The organism is Pseudoalteromonas sp. S3776 (assembly GCF_005886915.1).
Classification (GTDB): domain Bacteria; phylum Pseudomonadota; class Gammaproteobacteria; order Enterobacterales; family Alteromonadaceae; genus Pseudoalteromonas.
Genome location: NZ_PNCU01000030.1, coordinates 1 through 24,423, shown reverse-complemented (window position 1 = coordinate 24,423; position 24,423 = coordinate 1). Strand labels below are relative to the sequence as shown.

Sequence of the window (24,423 nt, the reverse complement as noted above, 5' to 3'; positions counted from 1 at the left end):
ATGAATAAGAAGGCTCAATCTAAAGAGTGATAACGGTCGGTAAATCACGTATCGAGTTAATCACGAGATCAGCATGTTGTTTGGCACTTTCATCTATATGCTGGCCTGAACGCACCAAAACGCGCGTTGCAATATGTGCTTTTTCTGCCGCTTGCATATCGCTGAGTTTATCCCCCACCATAACACTGCTAGAAGGGTGAATATTATGCTCTTGCATAGCTTGTAACAGCATACCTGGCGCTGGTTTTCTGCACTGGCACTGTTTTAAATATTGCGCTAGCGCTTTTTTGGGGTGGTGCGGGCAAAAGTACACATCTGTAATTTTAATATTGTGCTCACTAAATTGAGTTTTCATCCACTGAGTTAAGGCTAAAAAGTCTTCTTCAGTGTAGTAACCACGGCCTATTCCCGATTGATTAGTCACTATAATAATTTTATAACCTGCATCATAAAATGCTTTACAGGCACTAAACACACCCTCTATGAATTCAAATTTTTCACTTTGATATACATAGCCATGATCAACGTTAACAACACCATCGCGGTCTAAAAAAAGCGCTTTGTTTTTTTCTTGTACACTCATTTGATAGACTCTTTTTGTACCACATGGTCAAACATAGCTTTAACACTGTCTACGGTTATTTGGCTCATTAAGTCATCGCCCTTAACGCGCGTTCCCCAAGGCAATTGTTGCGCTGTTTTACCCGTTTGCTTTAGCAGGTTTTGATGATATACCTCAACTACATAGTCTTGATATAAATAAGGGCCTGTACGTGCAGGATTAGAATGCGCATATAAACCAATAACCGGCGTACTTACCGTTACCGCCATATGTGCAGGGCCGGTATCGGGGGCGAGTACTATATCAGCGCGCTTAAGCACACATAGCAGCTCTTTAAGTTTTGTTTTACCTACTAGGTTTAAAATAGTGCAGTGACTGTGTTTTATAATTTGGTTAGCTAAATTAACCTCAAGCTCAGTTGGGCCGCCCGTTAGTACCACGTTAAAGCCCTGATCATGCGCGTAATCAGCAAGCGCTGCGTAGCGCTCAGGCAGCCAGTTGCGCTGGGCTTTACTGGCCGCAGGCGATATCACCAATAGTTTACCTGACAAATACGCAGGCCCTAACAACTCATCTGCTTTTCTCTCATCCGCTAAGGTATAAGGCATATCCCAGGTAGGTGAATAGTTTTTAACACCAATGGCCTGCGCAAAGCCTTTAAACCCCTCTAACACATGCGCTTCTTTTTGTGGGGCTATTCGTTTATTTATAAACAAGCTGTGTAATTCTTTTGAACGAGCCCAATCAAAGCCTATTTTCACTTTAGCCGGAATACAGCGCGCAACAAAGCCAGCTCTTAATGCAACTTGCATATTAAGTAGCACATCAAACTGTTGCCCTTTAAAAGAATGTTTTAATTTTTTAAGTGCATCTTTACCTTGTTTTTTATCAAAAACCACCAGCTCAACCCCAGGTAAGTCGGCAAGCAACATGGCCTCTACTTTGCCCATAACCCAGGTTATTTTTGCATTGGGGTGTGCTTTTTGAATTGCTTGTACAGCACTAACAGCATGACACACATCACCAATGGCAGAGAGTCTTAAAATACAAATTGAGGAGTAATTAGGCACTTGAGTCATGCGTTCCATTTGGCTTTAAATAATAGACTGCGATCTTAAATTATACTCGCGCTAATGCAAGCACTTATGCTGCGCTATAAAACACGTTAATATACACGTATTATTAAATTACTTTTACGAGCTATGTTTAAAACACTAACGCAAGGCAAACACACTATTTTAAGCCACCCCGATTATACTAACGAGGTTGATTTAAATTGGTTTGATGCAGATTACTGGCAACAACAAAATAAAATAGTCGGCGCTAAAAAAGGCCGTGCCACAGCCTGGTTTTTTAAACACGATAATTTAACCGCTGTACTTAGACACTACTGGCGAGGTGGTTTAGTGGGTAAATTATTAAGCGATCAATACCTTTACCCTGGCCTTGAAAGCACCCGCGTGTATAAAGAGTTCAGCTTAATGATAACGCTTATTGAGCTTGGTTTAAATGTGCCAAAACCCATTGCCGCTAAAGTAACAACCACAGGCTTAATTTATCGTGGTGATATAATTACTGAGGCTGTAAAAGGGGCTAAAAGCCTGCTAGATATTTTAATTGAACGCCCACTTACGGGCGATGAGCTAGAGCGCATTGCCAGTACTGTGGCTCTCTTTCACTCAAAAGGCGTGTATCACGCGGATTTAAATATAAATAATATTTTATTTAATGAAACGGGCAAAGTGTATATTATCGACTTTGATCGCGGTGAAATAAAACCATTAAATAAACAGTGGCAACAAAGTAATATGGCCCGTTTAGAGCGCTCATTTTTAAAAGAGCGAGGACGCAACAACGCATTTTATTGGCAAGATAATGACTGGCAAACGTTATTAACGCTTTATAAAAGCCAGTTAACCACACAAAGCTAGGTATTGCTTAGCAACTTGGTCGGCCGTTACCTTTTGTAAAATATCGGCATTAGCTACATTAGGCTTAGTGTTTAAAACCAGCTCAATTTTAGCTGCTAGCTCATCGCTATGCCCTACCGGTGCTAAATATTTGGCTAAATCGTTTGTTAAAATTTCACTCGGCCCAAACGTGCAGTTAGTACTTACCACTGGCGTACCCACAGCGAGTGCTTCAATTAACACAGTGGGGAGCCCTTCAAAATCAGAGCTTAAAACTAACGCCTCGGCCTGCTTTATCCAGTTATACGGATTTTGTTCAAACCCAGGCACTATAAGTTGCTCCTCAATACCATGCGCTTTGGCAAGCTTAAATGCTTTGCTAGGCTTATTGCATAGAAGGACTAATTTGTATTTTTTATCAAGCTTTGCAAATGCCGCAAATAAAATATCATGGCGCTTTTGTTTAGCTAACCGCCCTACATGAATAATATACGGCGATTGCGGAATTTGCGCATTCACCTCATCTGAGAGCCGCTTTATATCTTCTAAATTAAAGGGGTTATAAATAGTGGTGATGGCGCTTGGGCTAATTAAACGCCCTTGAGTAATTTCGTGCTCTACCCCTTTAGACACGCACACCAAAGATTTTCCGTTTAAGTTTTGCTTTGACTTTTTAAGGTAGTGATAAGATAACGGGCCTAATTTTTTTTGCCTAGCAAGCTCTGCATTAACAGAGTTATGCATAACAAAGTGAACATTTTTAATCTGGCTTTTAGCCAATAAGTTATTGCTTCTGTCTAAATTGCTAAGTACTAAATCTATGGGGCAAGTTTGTTTTTGTTTTTTATTAAACCACGCTTCTAGCTTTGCAACACTTTTATTTATTTTCCAAAAACGATCCACTTTAGTGGCTTTATCGCTGAATAAACTTTCAACCTTAATACACGCAGGGATAGTGTATTCATATTTATTAGCCAGCGATAAAATAGTCACGCTATGCGCTTTTACTAACTGCTGAGCAAGGGTTAACATCACTTTTTCGGCGCCGCCACCCGCTAATGAATCTATTACAATCACTATATTCATCTATCGGCAACCATTAGCATGCTTTTAACCCCTTGCGTTATTTCTTCATAGCTATGCGTGCTTTCAAGCAAAGCGTATTTTTCTAAAAGCTGGTTAAAATCAGGCTCTATTAGCAAAGCACTGACTTTATTTACTATGTCTTGAATTTCAAAGTTCGCTTTAATTACCACACCGGTTGTGGTGCAACTTGCTAAGCGCTGTGTTTGATCTTTTGAAATAGCACAGGCTACAACAGGTGTTTTAACCGCAATTGCTTGCAATAGGGTGTCGCCAGCACTTAACAACGCGAACTTTGCTTGTTCCATAAGCGACAAAAACTCACTATTTTCTAGCGTATTTAAATTTAAAACCGCATTTGATACTGGCAACGCTTTATTATAGTTAGGGCCAAATACCACCACTGCTTTTAACCCTGTTTGTAATGAAACCTGCTCTGCGGCGGCAAAAAATACATCTGCACAGTTTTGGTTATCTAGCATGTGGCCGCCAGAGCCTGCACTCACAATAAAGTAGCCTTGTTCATCAAGCTGATATTTTTTTAACACCTGTTTGGTATCACACGCTGATGAAAATGCTATGTAAGGGCCCACATTTTTAGGCATAGCCAAAGAAAACATATCTATTTTAGCTCTTTCAGCCCAGCTCAGAGGTTCAATGCAATAATCGGGCTGTACCACCCAATGGCTATCAATTAAATTAATACGGTTAAGCTTTAACCCTTTCGCTCTTTTTTTGGCATGTTGAGAAATAAACACCACTTTGGCCCCCACTTTTTTGGCCGCTTTCATGTGAGCTGCGCGCCCTGCACAGTCAAATATAACAATGTCGGGTTTAAAATCAGCGATAACTTCACACACTTTATCGCGCTCTTTAGTTGCAGAGCGCTCAAGCAAGGTGGCATCAAATGGGCAGTTTTTAGCGTAGGCAGTGTGTTTATTTAAAACAAAATGGATACTAAGTGAACCTGGGCATTCACTTTCTAAGCTTTGAGCTAGCAACAACGAGCGCATGTATTCGCCTATTCCTTGTGGCGATGATACGGGTATGAATAAAAGTCGTTTGTTGCTCATTGCATTCTCTATTTCCTATTTGCGCAGCAGTATACCAATCCCATTGTTTTTACGATAGCTAGGTTACATTTTTATACACAAATTTAACGCCATAAAATAGATTATTTACTGCAATAGCCTTGCTAGATTGGTAAACTTAGCCGCAATCTTAATCACAAGGATCTGAACTTTGCGAAACAGAATTTTTCTACTTTCTTCTCTTTTTTGCGCTATGAGCGCATCAGTAACGGCAGAGCCCTGGGTAAAGCCAGACGATTACGGACTCAGAGCCGATATACAACAGCTGGCTGATGCCGGTGTTATTTTAGCGCCTGTAACCACCTACCCGCTAATGTGGAAAAGTTTTATTGGGGAGTTAGAATCGAGCAAGCTTGAGCTTTTATCTCCCAGCCTGCAAGATGCATTACTTCGTGTAAAACATCGTTATAAGTCAGAAAACAGTAGCTCGCACAGTGTACAACTCTCAGCGTTTGCTGCATCAGACCCAATTATAGCCACCAGCTTTGGAGCAACCAACACACAGGAGTCTGAGCTTTCAGCAGCCTACGCTTACCTTGGCGATAACTTTGCAGCAAAGGTAGCCGTTAATTACCGAAACGATGGTAAACAATGCTTGGTTGAGGGCAAAACAACCGATGATATAGCCACTAACGAACAAGCACTTGAAGAGTGTAACGATACCTCATTTGACGATAGCTACTTAGCCTACCGCTTAGGCAATTGGATTTTTAGAGCCGGTGCCATAGAGCAGTTTTGGGGCCCAGGTGTTGATAACAGTTTAATTATGTCGGGTAATGCAAAGCCACTGCCAGCACTCAGTGTAACCCGTGAGCAAAGCACAGCGTTTGAAACGCCTTGGTTAAGTTGGCTTGGCCAGTGGAGCTTTACCGCGCAAATGGCAAAGTTAGAATCAACCCGCGTTATTCCTGATGCATTACTTTGGAGTAGCCGTTTAAACTTTCGTCCAATGCAGCAACTAGAGGTTGCTTTAAGTTGGTCTGCACAGTGGGCTGGCGAAGGCCAACCAAGCTCGGCAGGTGATTTCATTGATGTAATTACTGGGCAAACAAATTGTATTGATGGCAATGAAAATTGCGATAGTTCTCTAGAGTCTAAAATCGGTAATCAGCTTGCTGGCATAGATGTGCGTTGGTCTGACACTTTATTTAGTCATCCTTATGCCATCTACGCAAGTACAATTGGCGAAGATGCCAGCTCGCAATTTAAACCCGCCGACAGAGCATACTTATTTGGCGTACAAACTACGCAGCGCATTTACAATCAAAATGTGCTCGTTAACGTTGAATACATAGACACAGGTGTATCGTGCTCGGCCGAATCAACCAATGAAAACTGCTACTACGAACACTCAGATTATAATTCGGGCTATCGTTACCATGGCCGCACTATTGGCTCAACCTATGATAACGATGCACAGTCAGTCGTGTTAACACTACTTGGCCAACTTTCAAATGGTGATGATTGGCAAGTAAAGCTGCGTAGCGTTGATTACAACAGCGATAATCGCGATCGCTACCCTAACAACCCAGACTTAGGTAATACAATTACCAAAACTGGTTATAACTCAAAACAAGTTGAGCTTCGTTACAGGCAACTTGCAATGGGTGGGCGCTTAACGCTTGGCGCTTTTGCATCAAACAATGATGGCGCTGAAAACGACACCTCAGCGTTTGCTAAGTACGAATATAACTTTTAAAAAATTGTATGCGTAATAATAAAAAGGGTTGAAAACGCAGTTTTCAACCCTTTTTATTTGAAACAAATATCTATATCACTGCTTTATTTTACTAATCACTTTTGATGTAGAGCAACCATCTAAAAACGTCAGTACTTCTACTTTTCCACCATGGCGCAGGACATGATCGGCCCCTGCTATTTGCTCTACAGTATAATCGCCACCTTTTACTAAAATATCAGGGCTAATTTGCTCGATTAATTTAGCTGGCGTGTCGTTTTCCTCAGCGCTGCCAAATGGAATGACCCAATCAACAGAGGAAAGTGCACTTAACACCATTGCGCGCTCATCAAGTGGGTTTATCGGGCGTTCAGGGCCTTTTAAACGCGTAATTGAATCATCATTGTTTAGCCCAACAACGAGTCTATCTCCGCGCGCTTTGGCTTGTGCTAAATAGCGCACGTGGCCTGCGTGTAAAATATCAAAACAGCCATTGGTAAACACTATCGTTTCGCCGTTTTGCTTAGCAAACTCAATATGTTGCAGTACATCGTCAAACGGCGTTTGGTAGTGCTCGCCATTGGTGTGTAAGTATTGACCAAGCTTTTGGCTTAGCTCTTCTGGTGACACTGTTGCCGCACCCAATTTACTTACCACAATACCGGCGGCTAAATTAGCAATTTCTACTGCATCTTTAGGGGCCATACCTGCTCCAAGCATTACAGCTAAAGTTGCAATTACGGTATCACCTGCGCCAGTTACATCGCTTACTTCTAACTGCTGAGCCGCAAAGTCATGTTTTTCATCGGCATTAATTAATGACATACCTTGCTCTGAGCGTGTAAGTAGCATGGCTTTAATACCATTTTTGCTAATTAGTTCACGGGCGCTTTGCGCTAAAATTTCTTCAGAGCCTGTTTTACCACCTGCTAAATTGAATTCATGTAAATTTGGGGTAATGTAGTCTGCGCCTTCGTATAAGTGTAAATCGGGCGACTTAGGGTCAATCAGTACAGTTTTACCTGCGGCTTTAGCAATGCTCACCATCTCCTTAATTAAGCTTAACGAGCCTTTGCTGTAATCGGAAAATACCACAAAGTCGTATTCATCAAGTACTAGCTCTAAGCGGTTTAATAACAGCTGACTATGCTGCTCGCTAAAGGTTTCTTCTAAATCTAGGCGTACAAGTTGTTGATGGCGGCTAATAACACGCATTTTAGAAATAGTCGGTAAATCACAAACACTCACAAGTTGAGAACTTATTTTCTCACCTTTTAAAATGGTTTCTAAAATTTGCCCGCTTTCATCTTCACCAATTAAACCAAGTAGCCCTACTTTTGCATCAAGTCTAGCAATGTTTTTTGCCACATTGGCAGCGCCACCTGCTTTATCTTCAAACTTACTTACTTTTACAACCGGTACCGGTGCCTCAGGCGAAATACGTCCTGTATCGCCATACCAGTAACGGTCTAGCATAACATCACCGACAACTAAAATACGCGCTTTAGATAAGTTTTTTAATAGCGATAAATCCATTACTGCTGCTCCGCAACAACCATATCGATGGCTTCACACAACCAATGACCAATAAACATATGTGCCTCTTGGATACGGGCTGTTTCATCATTTTTTATAATAATGGGCAATTTAGCAATGTCTTTTACTTTACCGCCCTCGCGTCCGGTTAAGGCAACCGTAAACGCGCCAATTTTGTTAGCCGCTTCAAGCGCTAGATTAATATTGGCGCTGGTACCTGAGGTTGTTAAACCAATCACTAAATCCTCAGGTTTACATAAAGCCTGAACTTGGCGCTCAAATACCGTATCAAAGTGGTAATCGTTACTGTGCGCAGTCAGGATTGAGGTATCTGTAGTGAGTGCGATAGAAGCTAATGGGCCACGCTCTAATTTATAACGCACTACAAACTCAGCTGCTAAATGCTGCGCATCAGCTGCACTGCCACCGTTACCAAACCAAATAACCTTACCACCAGCTTGCAATGCACTGTGGCACGCTTCTAATAATTGCATAGACTCTTGATGATAAGCCTCCATCGTTTCAAATAAGGCTTGATGACGGTTTAAACTTTCAACGTAGCTTGTTGCCACAGAATCGATAATTGACATGAAAAATTCCTCTAGGAACTGAAATGGCAGGAAAAAATTAAATCCATTATTCCATAGTTTTATTTAGTTGTGTGTATTTTATGGGAATATAGCTGAACTGAATTATAATTTCGTGCTTCACATGTTCAGAAATTATCACTTTCGCGTTAAACTAGCGCCACTTACCTTAATAAAAGTTCAGTATGGCACGCATTTTTTACTCACTCGCTTTAATTTTAATTAGCCCACTGATTGTATTTTACTTATATGTACTAAGAGGTAAAAAAAATAAAGGCTACCGCGCGCACTTTAAAGAGCGCTTTGGTTTTATTAGCAAACACTTATTTAATAATAGCGCTAAACCGGTTGTGTTCCACTGCGCTTCTGTAGGTGAGGTGCTTGCAGCAGCGCCACTTATTAAAGCACTTAAAATACAACACCCGCAATTAAATATCCTTATTACCTGTAATACGCCTACCGGGCGTGCGCAAATTAGCGAACAATTTAAACATACCGTGGCGTGTTGTTATTTACCTATAGACTTTGCAGGTTCGAGTGCTCGATTTTTAAAGCGCATAAATCCACAAGCACTGTGTATTTTAGAAACTGAGCTGTGGCCTAATTTAATGGCCATAAGCCATAAAAAAAATATTCCGGTATTGGTGCTTAATGCTCGCTTGAGTGAAAAATCGCAACAAGGGTATCAAAAGGTGGCAGGGTTAACGCAATTAATTATGCGTTCAATTTCAGTGCTCGCAAGTCATAATAAAAATGATGCTAAGCGCTTTATAGAACTGGGTTTACCCTCTTTTAAAAGCCATGTTACAGGCTCAATAAAGTTCGACATTACACCACGCAATGAGCAACTAACTAAAATTGCAAATCTTAAAACCGAGTATAAAACCAAAGAACGTTTTGTATGGGTGGCAGGCTCTACTCACCCGCTAGAACACGAAATGATATTAAACGCTCATCAGCAGCTATTAAAAAAATACCCTAATGCCCTTTTAATTATTGCACCGCGCCACCCTGAACAGTTTGATAAAGTAGCCGAGACGTTAGCTCAAAGCGCCCTTAGTTTTAGTCGTCGCAGCGACAATAACTATCAAAACGAGCACGTGCTATTAGCTGATACATTGGGCGAGCTACAGTGTTTATATGGCGCAGCGAATGTAAGTTACATAGGCGGCAGTTTAATTCGCCGAGGTGGGCACAACCCACTTGAAGCTGCTGCTTTTTCAGTTGGTGTTATTACAGGCCCGCATACATATAATTTTGACCATGTATACCCTGAGCTAATTAAACTTAAAGGGGCCGTTGTTGTTGAAAATACCGACGAGCTTGCTAAACAATTAATTAATTTAAGCCAAAACACCAAAGCGTGCCAAAGTTTGGGGATTAAAGCGCAGCAATGTGTAGTAAAAAACCAAGGCGCCATTAAAAAAACATTGACCCTTATAAATCAGTATTTAGAGCCAAAAGCATGACTCATCAAGCAATTACCCAAACCCGCGAGTGGGTATCTTCTGTTATTGTAAAATATAACTTTTGCCCATTTGCCCGTAAAGAAGTAGAAAACAACTGTATTCATTATGTGCTTAGCCCAGCAGATAAAATTGATGACGCTGTCATGGACATGCTAGATCAGTGTGTGCGGCTTGATCAAAACCCCGAGCGTGAAACCACATTAATATTGTTTGATAACGGCTTTAGCGATTTTGAAGACTTTTTAGATTTAGTTGATTTAGCCAATGCCTTACTGGTAGCGCAAGGGTTTGAAGGTAAATACCAAATTGCTAATTTTCACCCCGATTACGTATTTGCCGACAGCGATGAAGATGATGCGGCAAATTACACCAACCGAGCACCCTACCCTACACTGCATTTAATACGCGAACTGAGTATGAGCGAAGCGCTTGATAACTATAATGAGCCTGAATCTATACCAGAACACAATATAAAGCTTGCAAGGCGAAAAGGCATCGACTTTTGGCAGCAACTTTTAGCAAACATAAAAAAACCGAGCGCCTAAACGCTCGGTTCTTAAGTAATATGTTTAGCTGCTTGTATTACTTTTTAACCCAGTTCCCATTCACTTCAATATAGTGGCCACTTTTGGTCTTTTCGATTGTTTTAGCTGCTGCGAGTGCTTCGACTTGCGCCAGTGATAAATCGTTCTTTTTAGCCAGCTTTAAATACTGTGCTTTGCGTTTAGCATTAATTTCCTCAACCACTGCTTTTGCCTCGCTGTTTTGTACAACAAGCCCTAAGTAACCTGAGCTATCTTCACCCACTAAGCCTTGGTTTTTAGCATCATCTAAAGTGATAGCCCACGCCGAAAACGACAAACATACTGCACTTACTAGAGCGGCAATACTTAATTTATTTTTTATAGTCATCATTTAGCTCCTAAAATAATTCACTGTCGTCACTGAATAAATTATCGAGTTCTTTATCTACTTTCACTCGAATTTCGTGATCTACTTTTACATTTAGATTGATCGTTATCGGCTCTTTCGCTGCCACTTCTACTCTGTGGGTACATGCACTCAAAGCGCTGATAGCAGCAAGTGCAATAATAGCCTTAATGCTCAACAAATTTTTCATCATTAGTTTCCTTTTTTAGCGTATTGCTGCTCAACTTTTTGCGTTGTTTCGTCACTTAATCTTAGCGCTCTTAGTAGCGTAAACACGTTTTCTTCGTGGTTATAGTTAAAGTTCACTTGCTGCTGTTCTGGCTCATTAAAGCCTTGTAAGTTAACACCTAAGTTTAACCAGCCATCACTTTTAAGCGCCACTGTACTGTTAAGCTTTTGTATATCAAGATTTTTGAGTAAGCCGAGTACAGGTTGTAACTCTTGTTGCTGGCGCATAACGGCGTCAAACGCTTCGTTATTACTAATAATAAGCTTCCCTTGGCCTTGGTTGGCTAGGCTACCATTTTTTACCTCAACCCCTGTTTCATCAAAATAAAATGGCAACGACCCTTTTAGCCTACCGGTGAGGGTAATACCCGACTTATCGTCAAGCGTTATTAATTTACTAGCATCAACATTTTCAAACGTAACATGTGCTGTTTGCTGCGGTTTTAAAAGCGAGTATTTATCTAATTCAAATACCCCACCAAACACATTGCCAACTATATTAAAGGCTTGCGCACTATTATTTACCACTTCTATTTTGCCATTAATATTATTAACTACCGCGCCCGCTCTTAATTCATTTACGTTAAAGGTAGTAGGGGCAACATTAAGCTGCCCTGAATCGTACTGCCCACTAAATTGCGTACTAAACTGATTAGCTAAGTAATCGTTGTAAAGCGCGCTGGTATCACCAACGGTTAAATTAAAATTGGCTTTTTGTAAATTAACATCACCACTAATACGCCCGCCAAACTCGCCTTGAGTGAGTTGAGCTAATGGCTCAAATTGGCTAATAATCGAATTTAACGAAAGCACACTTTGCTGCGGTATAATCACTTCAAACGGATGCGCTACTTTTGAAACATGGTGATTAGCCACCAGCTCTATACCGTTTACAAATACATGATGAGACGCTTTAAGCGCTCTGCTTTGCAAGCCTTTTGAATCTACATTTATATTTTCTAAATCAATACTGGGGCTTGTCAGTGTACTTATTTGAGTATTCGCTGATAAATGAGCAAATAACTCACCCACGCCTAAGTTTGCCTTTGCACTGAGGGTATTGTTAATACCAGTGAGCTTATACTCATCGTATTGAGCGCTTTTAAGATCACTTTTTAAAACCACGTTTGCATCGAGCTTTTCACTCATATTTGCCACTAGCTTACCTGTGTAAGCATTAATAGTAGTGCCGTAAGCAACGGCTTTGTCAAAGCTAAATGTAGTACTTACTTTACCTACGAGTTTAGAGTCAATGAGTTGAGTAAGTGTAAAGTCGCCTGCGGCTTTTACATTATTAGCCTCAGCCGGTAAAAATTCGGGCAAGGCGTTAAGCGCAATATCGTAATTGCCACTTAGTTGTGCGTTTTCAAGCTGCATATTTAGCACTACAGCCTTTATATCATCAGTGTGTAGCTGCGCTTTAAGCTGCGTGCGCGCACTTTGTAATGGCGCAGCCGTATTTATAAACGTATCTGTAAACGTTATATCTATATTTTGCTTGGCTTGCTCTGCGCTTTTGAGCGTTATTAACGGTAAAGATAGAGTGTTATGTTCAGCACTAATTGGTTTAGCTAAAGCCCATTGCCAATTAAGTGGTAGCTGCTTTACAGCAAATGACTTGTAGGCACTTTCAGGAATAAGAGTTTGGCAGTTATTACTAAGTTTTACATTGTTTTTAAGCGTGCTTGGGTCAAGCTCAAGGTTTTGGCTATTTAAATGATAGGTAGCACTTAGCACACCTTTGGAGCTGTTTGTTATATCACAGCTTTGTATTTTATAGTCATACTGGGCTTGTAATTCACCAGTAAGGCTTGCCTCTACTCCGTTAAAGCTAAATGCCTGCGCTGAATCAAAGTTAAGCCCATTTAATAACGCGTTATCGGTTTTAAGTAACTGTTTAAGTAATTCATCATTAACTTTAAGCTGCCCTTGTACCTTATTATTGTAAAGCGTTGCACTTGCGTTTAAATCACCATTGACTACAAAGTGGTTAAGCTTAGGCTCGGTAATATTTAGCACAAGCGGGCGCTTTAAAAGCGCACTGTTTATACTTAGTTGCTCAACTGTAATTGTTGGCCTTTTTTCAGGAAGGGCTAAATCTAAAATTGTTGCAGGGCTGCTTTCTTTATCACTTTGTGGAAACGGATTGACATTAAGCGCCGCTTGCTTAATTTCAACATGGCGTGTATTTGCGGTAATGCCTGTAACAACAAGCTCTTGATTTTGATAACTTAAACACGCTTTTTGTACGTGCACATTTAATTCACTCGTAAGCGAAAAGTCTAGACAACTTAAAGTAACGCCTGCTTTTTTAAGCGCAGGTGCTACAGCCCATTGTAATAGTGGCAAACGAAATACATAGCCAAGCAAAACTATACTTAGCAATACAGCACCCATAATTAAACTAACGCGCTTTAACATACTATCCTTATAAGCTTTTATTCATACCTTATACCAATCCGCAATAATATCTAATCATTTTGCGGGGCTAAACGTGTCGCTATCTGCGTTAAAAAATTCTCATTTAGAACAACTAGATAGCGAATTTTTTGCCTTGCTTTCAACACGTTTATACATCCTCAAAATAGATCACTTAATTATGCGGAATGGTATTACAAACTATCGTAATTTTAAATCTACGCAATCAAAAAAGGCTGCACAGTGCAGCCTTTTTTATTTTACAGCTAGATTATGAATCTAACTTGTATATGGCGTTTTTAACCGACATTTTTACGTGCATTGCGGAACATACGCATCCACGGGCTATCCTCTTTCCACTCATCTGGGTGCCACGAGTTAGCAACAGTGCGGAATACACGCTCAGGGTGCGGCATCATTACAGTGGCACGGCCATCAGTAGAGGTAATACCGGTAATACCTTCTGGTGAACCATTTGGGTTAGCCGGGTATTGTGTTGTCGGGTTACCGTAGTTATCTACAAATTTAACCGCAACAGTGCCGCTGTCAAGCGCAGCTTGAGTGGCAGCATCATTTGCAAACTCAGCATGGCCTTCACCATGTGATACAGCAATTGGCATACGCGACCCAGCCATACCACTGAAGAACACTGACGGGTTTTCTTGTATTTCTACTAAGCTAAAGCGTGCTTCAAAACGCTCTGACTTATTTGTTACAAAACGTGGCCAATGCTCAGTCCCCGGAATTAACTCTTTCAACGTTGATAACATTTGACAACCATTACACACACCTAAGCTAAAGGTGTCTTCACGGTGGAAGAAGTTTTTTAACTGTTCACGTGCCATATCGTTAAACAATATAGACTTAGCCCAGCCTTCACCGGCACCTAATACGTCACCGTAAGAGAAACCGCCACATGCCACTAAGCCTTTAAATTGCTCAAGGGTTAAACGTCCTTCGAGGATATCGCTCATGTGTACATCAACAGCGGCAAAACCAGCACGGTTAAACGCAGCAGCCATTTCTAAATGCGAGTTAACGCCTTGCTCACGTAAAATAGCCATTTGCGGCTTAGCGCCCGTTGCAATGTACGGCGCGGCTATATCTTCGTTTAAATCAAAGTTAAGTTTTACGTTTAAGCCTGGATCTTTTGCATCAAACTTGGCATCAAACTCCTGCTTTGCACAATCAGGGTTATCACGACGTGCTTGCATTTGGTACGTTGTTTCGGCCCAAATTGTACGAAGCTCAGTACGAGTATGATTAAGTACTGTTTGCTCACCACGGTTAAACACAATGCTATCGTCACTATTAAGCGAGCCAATCACGTGGCTAATTGCAGCCACACCATGTTGCTCAAATACAGCATTTACGGCCTCTAAATCGCTGTTAGCAACTTGAATTACTGCGCCAAGCTCTTCGTTATAAAGTGCTTCTAGGTCTGTCCCTGTTAAACCAGCTAAATCAACAGTCACACCTGTGTGCCCTGCAAATGCCATTTCAGTTACGGTAGTAAATAAACCACCGTCTGAGCGGTCATGATAAGCAAGTAGCTTGCTATCTGCTACAAGTGCTTGCATGGCATTGAAAAAGCCTTTCAGTAGCTCAGGGCTGTCAACATCTGGCGTAACATTACCAAGCTGCTTGTAAACCTGTGCAAGGCTTGATGCACCCATTCGGTTTTTACCCGCACCTAAGTCAACTAAAATAAGTGATGTATCGCCTTTATCAGTACGTAACTGCGGAGTCACTGTTTTACGCACGTCGTCAACACGGCCAAAGGCAGTAATAATAAGTGATAAGGGCGACGTTACCGATTGCTCAGTTGCATCATCCTCGTTTTTCCATGTCGTTTTCATCGACATAGAGTCTTTACCTACAGGTATAGTTAAACCAAGCGCAGGACAAAGCTCTTCGCCTACCGCTTTTACAGCTTCATAAAGGCCTGCATCTTCACCCGGGTGACCGGCTGCAGCCATCCAGTTAGCCGAAAGCTTAATGTTCTCAAGGCTGCCAATGTTGGCACAGGCAATATTGGTTAGTGACTCTGCCACAGCTAAACGTGCCGATGCACCGTAGTTTAATAGTGCAGCCGGCGTACGCTCACCCAGTGACATAGCTTCGCCGTGGTAAGTGTCGTACGTTGCTGCGGTAACTGCACAGTTAGCCACAGGTACTTGCCAAGGACCCACCATTTGATCCCGTGCTACTAAACCGGTTACTGAGCGATCGCCAATGGTAATTAAAAATGTTTTTTCTGCAATTGTCGGTAAGCGTAATAAACGCTGAGCCGCCTGTGCTATATCAATTGACTCTGCATCAATTGCCTTGCCGGTAACTTGCTTTGAAGTTACATCACGATGCATTTTAGGTGCTTTACCTAGTAATACATCAAGCGGTAAATCAACAGGGCTATTATCAAAGTGGCTGTCGGCAACAGTTAAGTGGCGCTCTTCTGTGGCTTCACCTATTACTGCGTACTGCGCACGTTCGCGCTTACAAATGGCTTCAAAACGATCAAAGTCTTCAACAGCAACAGCCAACACATAACGTTCTTGCGATTCGTTACACCAAATTTCGTGCGGGGCCATGCCCGGCTCATCGTTAGGAATATCACGTAGTTGGAATTTACCACCACGGCCACCATCATCTACAAGCTCAGGGAATGCATTAGATAAGCCACCGGCGCCTACATCGTGAATAAAGGCAATTGGGTTTTTATCCCCTAGTTGCCAACACTTATCAATCACTTCTTGGCAACGGCGTTCCATTTCTGGGTTTTCACGCTGTACAGATGCAAAATCTAAGTCTTCGTTAGATTGACCCGATGCCATGCTTGATGCTGCACCGCCGCCTAAGCCAATATTCATTGCAGGGCCACCTAGTGCAATAAGTTTTGCACCTACTGGAATATCCCCTTTTTGCACATGATCAGCACGAATATTACCTAAACCACCGGCAAGCATAATAGGCTTGTGGTAACCGCGCACCTCTTCACCGTTGTGGCTTGTTACTTTTTCTTCGTAGGTACGGAAGTACCCTAATAAGTTAGGACGGCCAAACTCGTTATTAAATGCCGCGCCACCTAAAGGACCGTCCATCATAATATCAAGGGCATTTACGATACGGTTAGGCTTTCCAAAGTCGCTCTCCCACGGTTGCTCGTAACCCGGAATACGTAAGTTAGAAACAGTAAAACCAACTAAACCCGCTTTTGGCTTAGAGCCGCGGCCCGTTGCGCCTTCATCACGAATTTCACCACCCGAGCCTGTAGCCGCACCAGAAAATGGTGCAATCGCTGTTGGGTGGTTATGGGTTTCTACCTTCATTAAAATTTCTATGTCTTCTTGATGATACGCATATTCACCTTGCGCATTCGGGAAAAAGCGACCCGCTTTTGAGCCCTTCATTACTGCTGCGTTATCTTTGTACGCCGACAGTACATTTTCAGGATTGTGCTCAAATGTATTTTTGATCATTTTAAACAGCGATTTAGGCTGCTCAATACCATCAATTGTCCAATCAGCGTTAAATATTTTATGACGACAATGCTCTGAGTTTGCTTGGGCAAACATAAATAACTCTATGTCGTTAGGGTTACGGCCTAACTTTTTAAAGTTTTCTACTAGGTAGTCAATCTCGTCATCAGCAAGCGCAAAACCTTGTTCAACGTTTGCAGCAGCCAATGCTTCGCGCCCGCCACCTAAAATGTCAACTGATGACATTTCACGAGGCGAGTCGTTACGGAATAATTGTGCTGCCGAAGCAAGCTCGCTATGCGTTGCCTCAGTCATACGGTCGTGTAATAAAGCCGCTACCTGCTCAAGTTGCTCTGCACTTAGTTCACCTTCTACGTAATAAGCAATACCGCGCTCAACACGGTGAACCTGTTTAAGACCACAGTTATGTGCTATATCGGTTGCTTTAGATGCCCATGGTGAAATGGTGCCAGGGCGAGGTGTAACTAAAATAAGTGTGCCTGCTGGGGTATGCTCGGCAATAGTTGGGCCATAAGTAAGTAGCTTTTCAAGCTTAGTTTGCTCATCAACACTCAAAGGCGAGGTTAAATCGGCAAAATGTGCATACTCGGCATATACATTGGTGACTGGAAGTTGCGATAGTTTGCAACGCGCTAAAATTTTATTAACTCTGAACTCTGAAAGTGCTGGTGCACCACGAAGGATCAACATAGATAATTTCATCCGGGGTTAGGGATTGAACGATATTTTAGGCGGGCATTATAGTCTAAGTAGCACTCAGTTTTAACTCCAAATTGCGCTTTTCAGAAAATTAACTTTTTATTTATATAAACAGCTGCAAAATTACCAATAAAAGCTAAACGCTAAGTGACGCCATAGTGAAGTTTTGGTATAACGGGGTATGAGCTTTATGGGGCGGTTAATGTTGAAAGAAAAGCTAATAATTATCATCACTTTAGTTATGTTGTTGTGCGCCTGTAATATGCAGGAGCAACAAACTCAACTTGCCCAAATTAAATCACAAAATAAAATACGTGTAGGTACGCTTGCCAGTGCCAGCAACTACTACCAAGCCGTGCAGGGCGAGCAAGGCTTTGAATACGAGCTTTCTCAGGCCTTTGCCGACTACCTGGGTGTTGAGCTAGAAATAGTGCCGTTTTTTAATTTATCCGATATGTTTGAGCGCCTTGAAAGTGGTGACTTAGATTTAATAGCCTCAGGCCTTACCTACAACAAAGTACGTGCACAACAATACCGCTATGGCCCCACTTACAGAACAATTAGCCAAAAGTTGGTTTATAAACAGGGTCGAGTTCGCCCACGTGAATTTGACGACCTGGATGGAAACTTTACCGTTATAGCCAAAAGTAGCCACTCTTTAACCTTACAAAAAATAAAAAAGAGCAACCCAGATTTAACCTGGCAAGAAACCGAAGAGCTCGACGAAGAGGAGCTTTTACAAGCCGTTATTGATGGCGAAATAGACTACACCCTCGCCGACTCACACACGCTTTCACTATTTAGACGTTACCACCCTAATTTAAGTATTGGCTTTTCAGTTACCCGAAATGACCCCATAGCCTGGATACTGAATAAATCAAAAGATGACTCGCTTTATGCATTGCTAGTGCCTTTTTTTGGTGAGGTAAAGCAAAGTAACCAATTGTATGTGCTTGAAGAAAAGTACTTTGGACACGTACGCCAATTCAACTACGTTAATACGCTTGCATACATAGAGGCTATAAAAGAAACACTCCCCACATACAGACCTTGGTTTGAGCAGTATGCAGGCAGCCTAGACTGGCGCTTACTTGCCGCACTTAGTTATCAAGAGTCTATGTGGAACCCACGTGCTAAATCGCCTACGGGTGTACGAGGCATTATGATGCTTACACGTAGTACTGCTAAACAGGTGGGCGTGACTAATAGACTAGAGCCAGAGCAAAACATCCGCGGTGGCGCTAAATACTTAGCTAAGCTTGTTAAACGCATCCCCGATAGAATCCCGCAGCCTGATAGAACTTGGCTTGCACTGGCAGCCTATAATGTAGGCTGGGGGCACGTTAACGACGCGCGCATTATTACCGAACAACAAGGGGCGAGCCCTGATAAATGGGCCGATGTTAAAAAGCGCTTACCACTTTTAATCAAAAAACGTTATTACCGTAAAACCCGTTACGGTTATGCGCGTGGCGATGTTGCGGTAAAATATGTTGATAATATTCGCAGATATTACGATGCACTTGTTTGGCTTGATGAAAATAATGCCTTAGCGCCAGAGCCTGAAACACCTAAAGTTGAAAAAGCGGCTCAGCCAAGCAAAGAGCCTGTAAACAACGATAAAACCGAGCCTACCCCTTCGCTTTCACCTGAAGAAAAAAGTAAGCAAAGTGAAAATAACACGCAGCAGTCTCAGTAAAGGGTTTATATTTACATTTTTTAATTGGCTGCTCATGCATGTTAAACATTAAATGTGAGCATTACACACTTAACTTTACGTTTTAATGAGCGCTAATTTTTCCTTCAAGATTAACCACTGCGATAACTAAATTAAAAATCTGTTTACTTGTCATGAAATGATCACTAATGTGTGTTTATAGTATATTTACCTGATTTTTAATATATATCTTGTGCCTTTCTCACTCTCACGCATTAGGAGAACACATGCTAAAACGTAGACGCACACAAAAACTAAAACGCAATATTATTCATTCGACAGCCACCAGACGTCGTATAATGCTACGTAACTTACATAAAAAAATTATTTGGCGTCGTCGTATGTTTGCTATGCAGCAAATGATAGAAGCAGACTCAGAGGCTGCTAACTAGCCACTAATTTGACGAGCAGCTTTTTTAGCCGCTTTAATTTGCTCTCGGCGTTGTTTAAAAAACGCCGAAATAGTACTACCACAGGTTTGTCCAAGCACCCCACCTAATACTTCTACCTGATGGTTCAGCCTCGGCTCTTGCAATAAGTTCATAATAGATCCAGCCGAGCCCGTTTTAGCATCGGGCGCACCATACACCAAACGCTTTATTCTACTGTGCACTAACAGCCCAGCACACATAGAGCACGGTTCTAACGTAACGTACAAGGTGCAATCAATTAAACGGTAATTATTTAAAGCTCTTCCTCCTTCCCGCACTGCAATCATTTCAGCGTGCGCAGAAGGGTCGTTATCAGTAATTGAACGATTATACCCTGCAGCAATAAGTGTGTTGTCTTTGACAAGGACTGCTCCCACCGGAATTTCGCCCAATTGCTGCGCTTTATTGGCATACACCAATGCTTGCTCCATCCAATACTCATCGCTTTTAAGATCGTTCATAGTACTTACTTTAAATAAATTTTCTGTCGCTATTATATCAATTTGCTTGTTTAAAATGCGAAATTGAATAAATTATTGCAAAAATAAAACAAAATAATGTGGTTTATCGTGGCTCATAGAGTGTGATTTACGCTATAATCTCACGCTTTTTTTATTTAGCTCACAACACAGGTAGCAAATGAAATTTCCTGGACGCCGCAGACATAAACATTATTTTCCAGTGGAAGCTAAAGATCCACTTACTAATCAACTAAACGCCACTGAGCGATTACAGCGTAGTTACATTACGGGAATCGATCAGATCGTTGTTGATATTGAAGCCAAAGTCGATCAGGCTTTTTTAGACGAGTTTCAACTTCGCCGTGGTATGTCGCAAGTTATTGATAGCGATATTACCAACGCCCTATACGACCGTTTAAAATTAAACAATATGGTTGATTACGAGTTTGCGGGTGGCACCATTGGTAACACAATGCATAACTACTCAGTACTTGCAGACGATCGCTCAGTATTGCTTGGTGTTATGAGTGAAAACATAAAAATAGGCAGCTATGCCTATCGCTTTTTATGTAACACATCGAGTCGCGTTGATTTAGACTATTTACAACCTGTAGATGGGCCTATTGGCCGTTGCTTTACCTTAATTGATGAAACTGGCGAGCGTACATTCGCGATTAGTGCTGGTTTAATGAATCATTTAAAGCCTGAGTCTATCGATAAACACTTAATCGAGCAATCTTCTGCCCTTGTGATCAGCGCCTACCTGATGCGTACACAGGGTGATGAAACAATGACTGAAGCAACCCTACAAGCAGTTAAATACGCTAACGATGCAGGAGTACCGGTAGTTTTAACACTGGGCACTAAGTTTTTAATTGAACAAGATCCAACCTGGTGGGCTAACTTTGTAAACGAGCATGTCGATATACTCGCCATGAACGAAGAAGAAGGACTGGCAATTACTGGCTTTGAAGACCCACTATTAGCCGCAGACAAGGCACTTGACTGGGTCGACTTGGTTATTTGTACCGCCGGCGAAAAAGGCTTATTTATGGCCGGTTATGTTGATGAAAGCTTTAAACGGGCAACCGAGTATCCACTATTACCGGGGGCAATTGCCGATTTCAATCGCTATGAATTTTCTCGCGCAATGAAAAAATCCGATTGCGAAAACCCGGTAAAAGCCTATAGCCACACTGCGCCATTCATGGGTGGGCCTGATTCAATCAAAAATACCAATGGTGCTGGCGATTGTGCGTTGGCTGCCGTGTTACACGATTTATCAGCAAACGTTTATCATAAATTAAATGTCGCCAATTCAGCAAAGCACGAACAAAAGGCCATTACTTATTCTTCTCTTGCACAAATTAGTAAATACGCTAACCGCGCGAGCTACGAGGTATTAGTACAGCACTCGCCGCGTTTATCTCGTGGCCTACCAGAACGCGAAGACTGCCTAGAGCAAGTGTATTGGGACCAATAAATAGGGAGCTATACGTACTCCCTATTGCGGTATTTTAGAAAATCGAAATATCGAGCTTTTTAGATAGCAGCTCTAATGCTGCTATCCCCGCTACCGAATTACCAAATTCATTAAGCCCAGGTGAATATACAGCCACCGTAAACTTACCCGGTAATACTGCTAATATAGTGCCTGACACCCCAGACTTACCCGGCATACCTACTCTGTAGCCAAAATCTCCTGCTGCATCATACAAGCCACTAGTAAATAAAAGCGAATTTAGTTGTTTATTCTGACGGCTACTTAAAACACGTTTACCCGAGCTGTAATCAACGCCTTTATTTGCTAAAAAGTTATACGCTCTAGCTAACTCAATACAGTTAAGTTCGATTGCACAAAAATTAAAGTAAGACCAAAGTACATCATCTACGTCATTCTCAAAATTACCAAACGACTTCATTAAATGCGCCATTGCAGCATTTCTATGCCTAAACTCGTACTCAGAATTGGCCACTTTTTTATCAATCACTATTGCACTATTACCTGAGAGTAACCTAAACGTTTCAAGCATTGAGTGGCGAGGTGCAGATAATCGACTGTACAAAGCATCGCACGTCACAATCGCACCTGCATTAATGAAAGGATTACGTGGTACGCCTTTTTCGAACTCTAACTGTGTAAGAGAGTTAAACGCGGTTCCAGAGGGCTCTTTGCCTACCCGGTGCCATAGCTCATCACCATAGCGCTGCAGGGCCATTGTAAGTGTCATCACTTTAGAAACTGACTGAATAGTGAAACGTTTGCTGCAATCCCCCGCACAAATGGTTTCACCATCAGTGGTATAAATAGCAATAGAAAACTGCTCGCTAGAAATCTCAGCAAGTGCAGGAATGTAGTCTGCAACCTTACCTTGTGATAACAAAGGGCGCACTTCGTGCGCTATTTCATCTAGAACAGTTTGGTAGTCAGCAGTGGGCAATTGACACCTCTATTTTGGCATTATAAAAATTTGATTTTAACACGCACAACTTCTGCACGCCTAGTTATGTTACATGAATAAAATAGCAGATAAGCATGAACTTAATGTTTATTTACAAAGTGGTATTTTCTATATCTAAGTAATACCGCTTCGCAATAATGGTTAATTATTTACGGGGCATTAAACCCGATTACACTCAGCATGATGTGTGCCGTAATCTTGCATAAAATGGTTAAGCTTTCTAAAAGGATACGAATGTTATGATTCAAGGATGTACAAGTGCGGACATTACTGAGACCGTCTTCGACATGGGGTATTGGCTATTTATAAACCCCAGACAACAAAAAACCCGTTATACCAATCCGCATAAGTAAGTGATCTATTTTGAGGATGGAAAAACGTGTTGATAATAAGGCAAAAAATTCGCTATTTAGTTGTTCTAAATGAGAATTTTTTAACGCAGATAGCGACACGTTTAGCCCCGCAAAATGATTAGATATTATTGCGAATTGGTATTACATCGCTGTAACGGGTTTCTTTAATTTGAATCCTGGCAATGTCGTAGTGCCCACAGCGGTGGAGAGTCACATAGCAAATGCTACACTATCATTGGTCAGGCTCATCTTAGAGCTGTTTTGTTTGATGTATAGAACACAGATACCGCGGTATGCAGATGCGGCCATTACTGAATTCGGCTTGGGGTACTGGCTATTTACTAAACCTCAGACAACAAAAAACCCGTTACATCGCTGTAACGGGTTTCTTTAATTTGAATCCAGGCAATGTCGTAGTGCCCACAGCGGTAGAGAGTCACATAGCAAATGCTACACTATCATTAGTCAGGCTCATCTTAGAACTGTTTTGTTTGATGTATAGAATACAGATACCGCGGCATGCAGATGCGGCCACTACTGAATTCGGCATGGGGTACTGGCTATTTACTAAACCCCAGACAACAAAAAACCCGTTACATCGCTGTAACGGGTTTCTTTAATTTGAATCCTGGCAATGTCGTAGTGCCCACAGCGGTAGAGAGTCACATAGCAAATGCTACACTATCATTGGTCAGGCTCATCTTAGAACTGTTTTGTTTGATGAATAGAATACAGATACCGCGGCATGCAGATGCGGCCACTACTGAATTCGGCATGGGGTACTGGCTATTTACTAAACCCCAGACAACAAAAACCCGTTACATCGCTGTAACGGGTTTCTTTAATTTGAAGCCTGGCAATGTCCTACTTTCACATAGCAAATGCTACACTATCATCGGCGCTGTTTCGTTTCACTACTGAGTTCGGCATGGGGTCAGGTGGGTCCAAAACGCTATGGTTACCAAGAAAATTCGGTTCAATTTTCTTATTTTTATTTATTAAGCTTTAAGTCCTTCGACTGAATTTGGAGCCTGGCAATGTCCTACTTTCACATAGCAAATGCTACACTATCATCGGCGCTGTTTCGTTTCACTACTGAGTTCGGCATGGGGTCAGGTGGGTCCAAAACGCTATGGTTACCAAGCAAATTAGGTGCAAAGGATTAATGACACGCACATCGTGCTACTTTTTCCTTTGCGCAAGGTGATTTAACTTTAACGCTACGCGCTAAGTGTCACCTCATAAATTTGGAAAACTCTGATAATATTTTTTAATTTTCTAAGTATTTATCTACTCTAGCTATTAACT

General features: G+C 41.7%; 19 protein-coding genes and 2 rRNA genes. 7 read left to right on the top strand and 14 right to left on the bottom strand.

Going from position 1 to position 24,423, the window contains the following annotated elements:
* Positions 1 to 19 precede the first annotated feature (19 nt).
* Both gmhB and CWC16_RS12675 read right to left on the bottom strand, forming a co-directional pair.
* A complete protein-coding gene (gene gmhB / locus CWC16_RS12680; RefSeq protein ID WP_138541785.1) occupies positions 20 to 583 on the bottom strand; it encodes a D-glycero-beta-D-manno-heptose 1,7-bisphosphate 7-phosphatase in 564 nt (187 codons plus the stop codon).
* Positions 580 to 1,641 carry a glycosyltransferase family 9 protein gene (locus CWC16_RS12675; protein ID WP_138541784.1) on the bottom strand — a complete coding sequence of 354 codons (1,062 nt, stop codon included), beginning with the start codon at positions 1,639 to 1,641 and terminating at the stop codon, positions 580 to 582. Before CWC16_RS12675 ends, gmhB begins: the two co-directional genes overlap by 4 nt.
* A 123-nt stretch (positions 1,642 to 1,764) precedes the next feature.
* Here CWC16_RS12675 and CWC16_RS12670 point away from each other — a divergent pair, with 123 nt between their 5' ends.
* A complete protein-coding gene (locus CWC16_RS12670; RefSeq protein ID WP_138541783.1) occupies positions 1,765 to 2,493 on the top strand; it encodes a 3-deoxy-D-manno-octulosonic acid kinase in 729 nt (242 codons plus the stop codon).
* Here the strand turns inward: CWC16_RS12670 and CWC16_RS12665 are convergent.
* Together CWC16_RS12665 and CWC16_RS12660 are read right to left on the bottom strand one after the other, a co-directional pair.
* Positions 2,476 to 3,558 carry a glycosyltransferase gene (locus tag CWC16_RS12665; RefSeq protein ID WP_138541782.1) on the bottom strand — a complete coding sequence of 361 codons (1,083 nt, stop codon included), beginning with the start codon at positions 3,556 to 3,558 and terminating at the stop codon, positions 2,476 to 2,478. The genes CWC16_RS12670 and CWC16_RS12665 overlap by 18 nt on opposite strands.
* A complete protein-coding gene (locus tag CWC16_RS12660) occupies positions 3,555 to 4,628 on the bottom strand; it encodes a glycosyltransferase family 9 protein (RefSeq protein WP_055017616.1) in 1,074 nt (357 codons plus the stop codon). The genes CWC16_RS12665 and CWC16_RS12660 overlap by 4 nt, the downstream gene beginning before the upstream one ends.
* 211 nt (positions 4,629 to 4,839) lie before the next feature.
* Here CWC16_RS12660 and CWC16_RS12655 point away from each other — a divergent pair, with 211 nt between their 5' ends.
* Complete coding sequence (locus CWC16_RS12655; RefSeq protein ID WP_138541781.1) at positions 4,840 to 6,345, top strand: capsule assembly Wzi family protein; 1,506 nt, start codon at positions 4,840 to 4,842, stop codon at positions 6,343 to 6,345.
* A gap of 75 nt (positions 6,346 to 6,420) precedes the next feature.
* On the opposite strand, the gene hldE is transcribed toward CWC16_RS12655, so the two are convergent.
* Positions 6,421 to 7,860 carry a bifunctional D-glycero-beta-D-manno-heptose-7-phosphate kinase/D-glycero-beta-D-manno-heptose 1-phosphate adenylyltransferase HldE gene (gene hldE, locus CWC16_RS12650; protein WP_138541780.1) on the bottom strand — a complete coding sequence of 480 codons (1,440 nt, stop codon included), beginning with the start codon at positions 7,858 to 7,860 and terminating at the stop codon, positions 6,421 to 6,423.
* Entirely contained in the window at positions 7,860 to 8,450 is a 591-nt protein-coding gene (locus tag CWC16_RS12645; RefSeq protein ID WP_055014887.1) for a D-sedoheptulose-7-phosphate isomerase, read from the bottom strand. The genes hldE and CWC16_RS12645 overlap by 1 nt, the downstream gene beginning before the upstream one ends.
* 182 nt (positions 8,451 to 8,632) lie before the next feature.
* On the opposite strand from CWC16_RS12645, the gene waaA reads away from it, so the two are divergent.
* Positions 8,633 to 9,916 carry a lipid IV(A) 3-deoxy-D-manno-octulosonic acid transferase gene (gene waaA, locus CWC16_RS12640; protein WP_138541779.1) on the top strand — a complete coding sequence of 428 codons (1,284 nt, stop codon included), beginning with the start codon at positions 8,633 to 8,635 and terminating at the stop codon, positions 9,914 to 9,916.
* Positions 9,913 to 10,461, top strand: a complete 549-nt coding sequence (locus CWC16_RS12635; RefSeq protein WP_138541778.1) for a DUF1415 domain-containing protein — start codon at positions 9,913 to 9,915, stop codon at positions 10,459 to 10,461. The genes waaA and CWC16_RS12635 overlap by 4 nt, the downstream gene beginning before the upstream one ends.
* 37 nt (positions 10,462 to 10,498) lie before the next feature.
* On the opposite strand, the gene CWC16_RS12630 is transcribed toward CWC16_RS12635, so the two are convergent.
* The 4 genes from CWC16_RS12630 to purL all read right to left on the bottom strand — a co-directional run bounded on the left by CWC16_RS12630 (position 10,499) and on the right by purL (position 17,682).
* Entirely contained in the window at positions 10,499 to 10,828 is a 330-nt protein-coding gene (locus CWC16_RS12630) for a YdbL family probable chaperone protein (RefSeq protein ID WP_138541793.1), read from the bottom strand.
* A 10-nt stretch (positions 10,829 to 10,838) separates the two neighbouring features.
* Positions 10,839 to 11,036 (bottom strand): YnbE family lipoprotein, encoded by a 198-nt coding sequence (locus tag CWC16_RS12625; RefSeq protein ID WP_138541792.1) that lies wholly within the window; start codon positions 11,034 to 11,036, stop codon positions 10,839 to 10,841.
* 2 nt (positions 11,037 to 11,038) lie between these two features.
* Positions 11,039 to 13,495: an intermembrane phospholipid transport YdbH family protein gene (locus tag CWC16_RS12620; protein WP_138541777.1), complete on the bottom strand. Its 2,457-nt coding sequence runs from the start codon at positions 13,493 to 13,495 to the stop codon at positions 11,039 to 11,041.
* A gap of 296 nt (positions 13,496 to 13,791) precedes the next feature.
* On the bottom strand, positions 13,792 to 17,682 hold the full coding sequence (purL, locus tag CWC16_RS12610; RefSeq protein WP_138541775.1) for a phosphoribosylformylglycinamidine synthase: 3,891 nt from the start codon (positions 17,680 to 17,682) through the stop codon (positions 13,792 to 13,794).
* 211 nt (positions 17,683 to 17,893) lie between these two features.
* On the opposite strand from purL, the gene mltF reads away from it, so the two are divergent.
* Together mltF and CWC16_RS19890 are read left to right on the top strand one after the other, a co-directional pair.
* Positions 17,894 to 19,390 carry a membrane-bound lytic murein transglycosylase MltF gene (mltF, locus tag CWC16_RS12605; RefSeq protein ID WP_138541774.1) on the top strand — a complete coding sequence of 499 codons (1,497 nt, stop codon included), beginning with the start codon at positions 17,894 to 17,896 and terminating at the stop codon, positions 19,388 to 19,390.
* Positions 19,391 to 19,635: 245 nt separating this feature from the next.
* Complete coding sequence (locus tag CWC16_RS19890; RefSeq protein ID WP_162838352.1) at positions 19,636 to 19,800, top strand: hypothetical protein; 165 nt, start codon at positions 19,636 to 19,638, stop codon at positions 19,798 to 19,800.
* Here CWC16_RS19890 and tadA read toward each other — a convergent pair.
* Positions 19,797 to 20,300 (bottom strand): tRNA adenosine(34) deaminase TadA, encoded by a 504-nt coding sequence (gene tadA, locus CWC16_RS12600; protein ID WP_055014880.1) that lies wholly within the window; start codon positions 20,298 to 20,300, stop codon positions 19,797 to 19,799. The two genes, CWC16_RS19890 and tadA, sit on opposite strands and share 4 nt — an antisense overlap.
* A gap of 178 nt (positions 20,301 to 20,478) precedes the next feature.
* On the opposite strand from tadA, the gene CWC16_RS12595 reads away from it, so the two are divergent.
* A complete protein-coding gene (locus CWC16_RS12595; protein WP_138541773.1) occupies positions 20,479 to 21,783 on the top strand; it encodes an inosine/guanosine kinase in 1,305 nt (434 codons plus the stop codon).
* 34 nt (positions 21,784 to 21,817) lie between these two features.
* Here CWC16_RS12595 and glsB read toward each other — a convergent pair whose 3' ends face one another.
* The 3 genes from glsB to rrf (CWC16_RS12575) all read right to left on the bottom strand — a co-directional run bounded on the left by glsB (position 21,818) and on the right by rrf (CWC16_RS12575) (position 24,259).
* Positions 21,818 to 22,741: a glutaminase B gene (glsB, locus tag CWC16_RS12590; RefSeq protein WP_055014878.1), complete on the bottom strand. Its 924-nt coding sequence runs from the start codon at positions 22,739 to 22,741 to the stop codon at positions 21,818 to 21,820.
* 1,225 nt (positions 22,742 to 23,966) lie between these two features.
* Positions 23,967 to 24,081 (bottom strand): 5S ribosomal RNA (gene rrf, locus CWC16_RS12580).
* A gap of 63 nt (positions 24,082 to 24,144) precedes the next feature.
* Positions 24,145 to 24,259: ribosomal RNA gene (gene rrf / locus CWC16_RS12575) — 5S ribosomal RNA — on the bottom strand.
* Positions 24,260 to 24,423 lie beyond the last annotated feature (164 nt).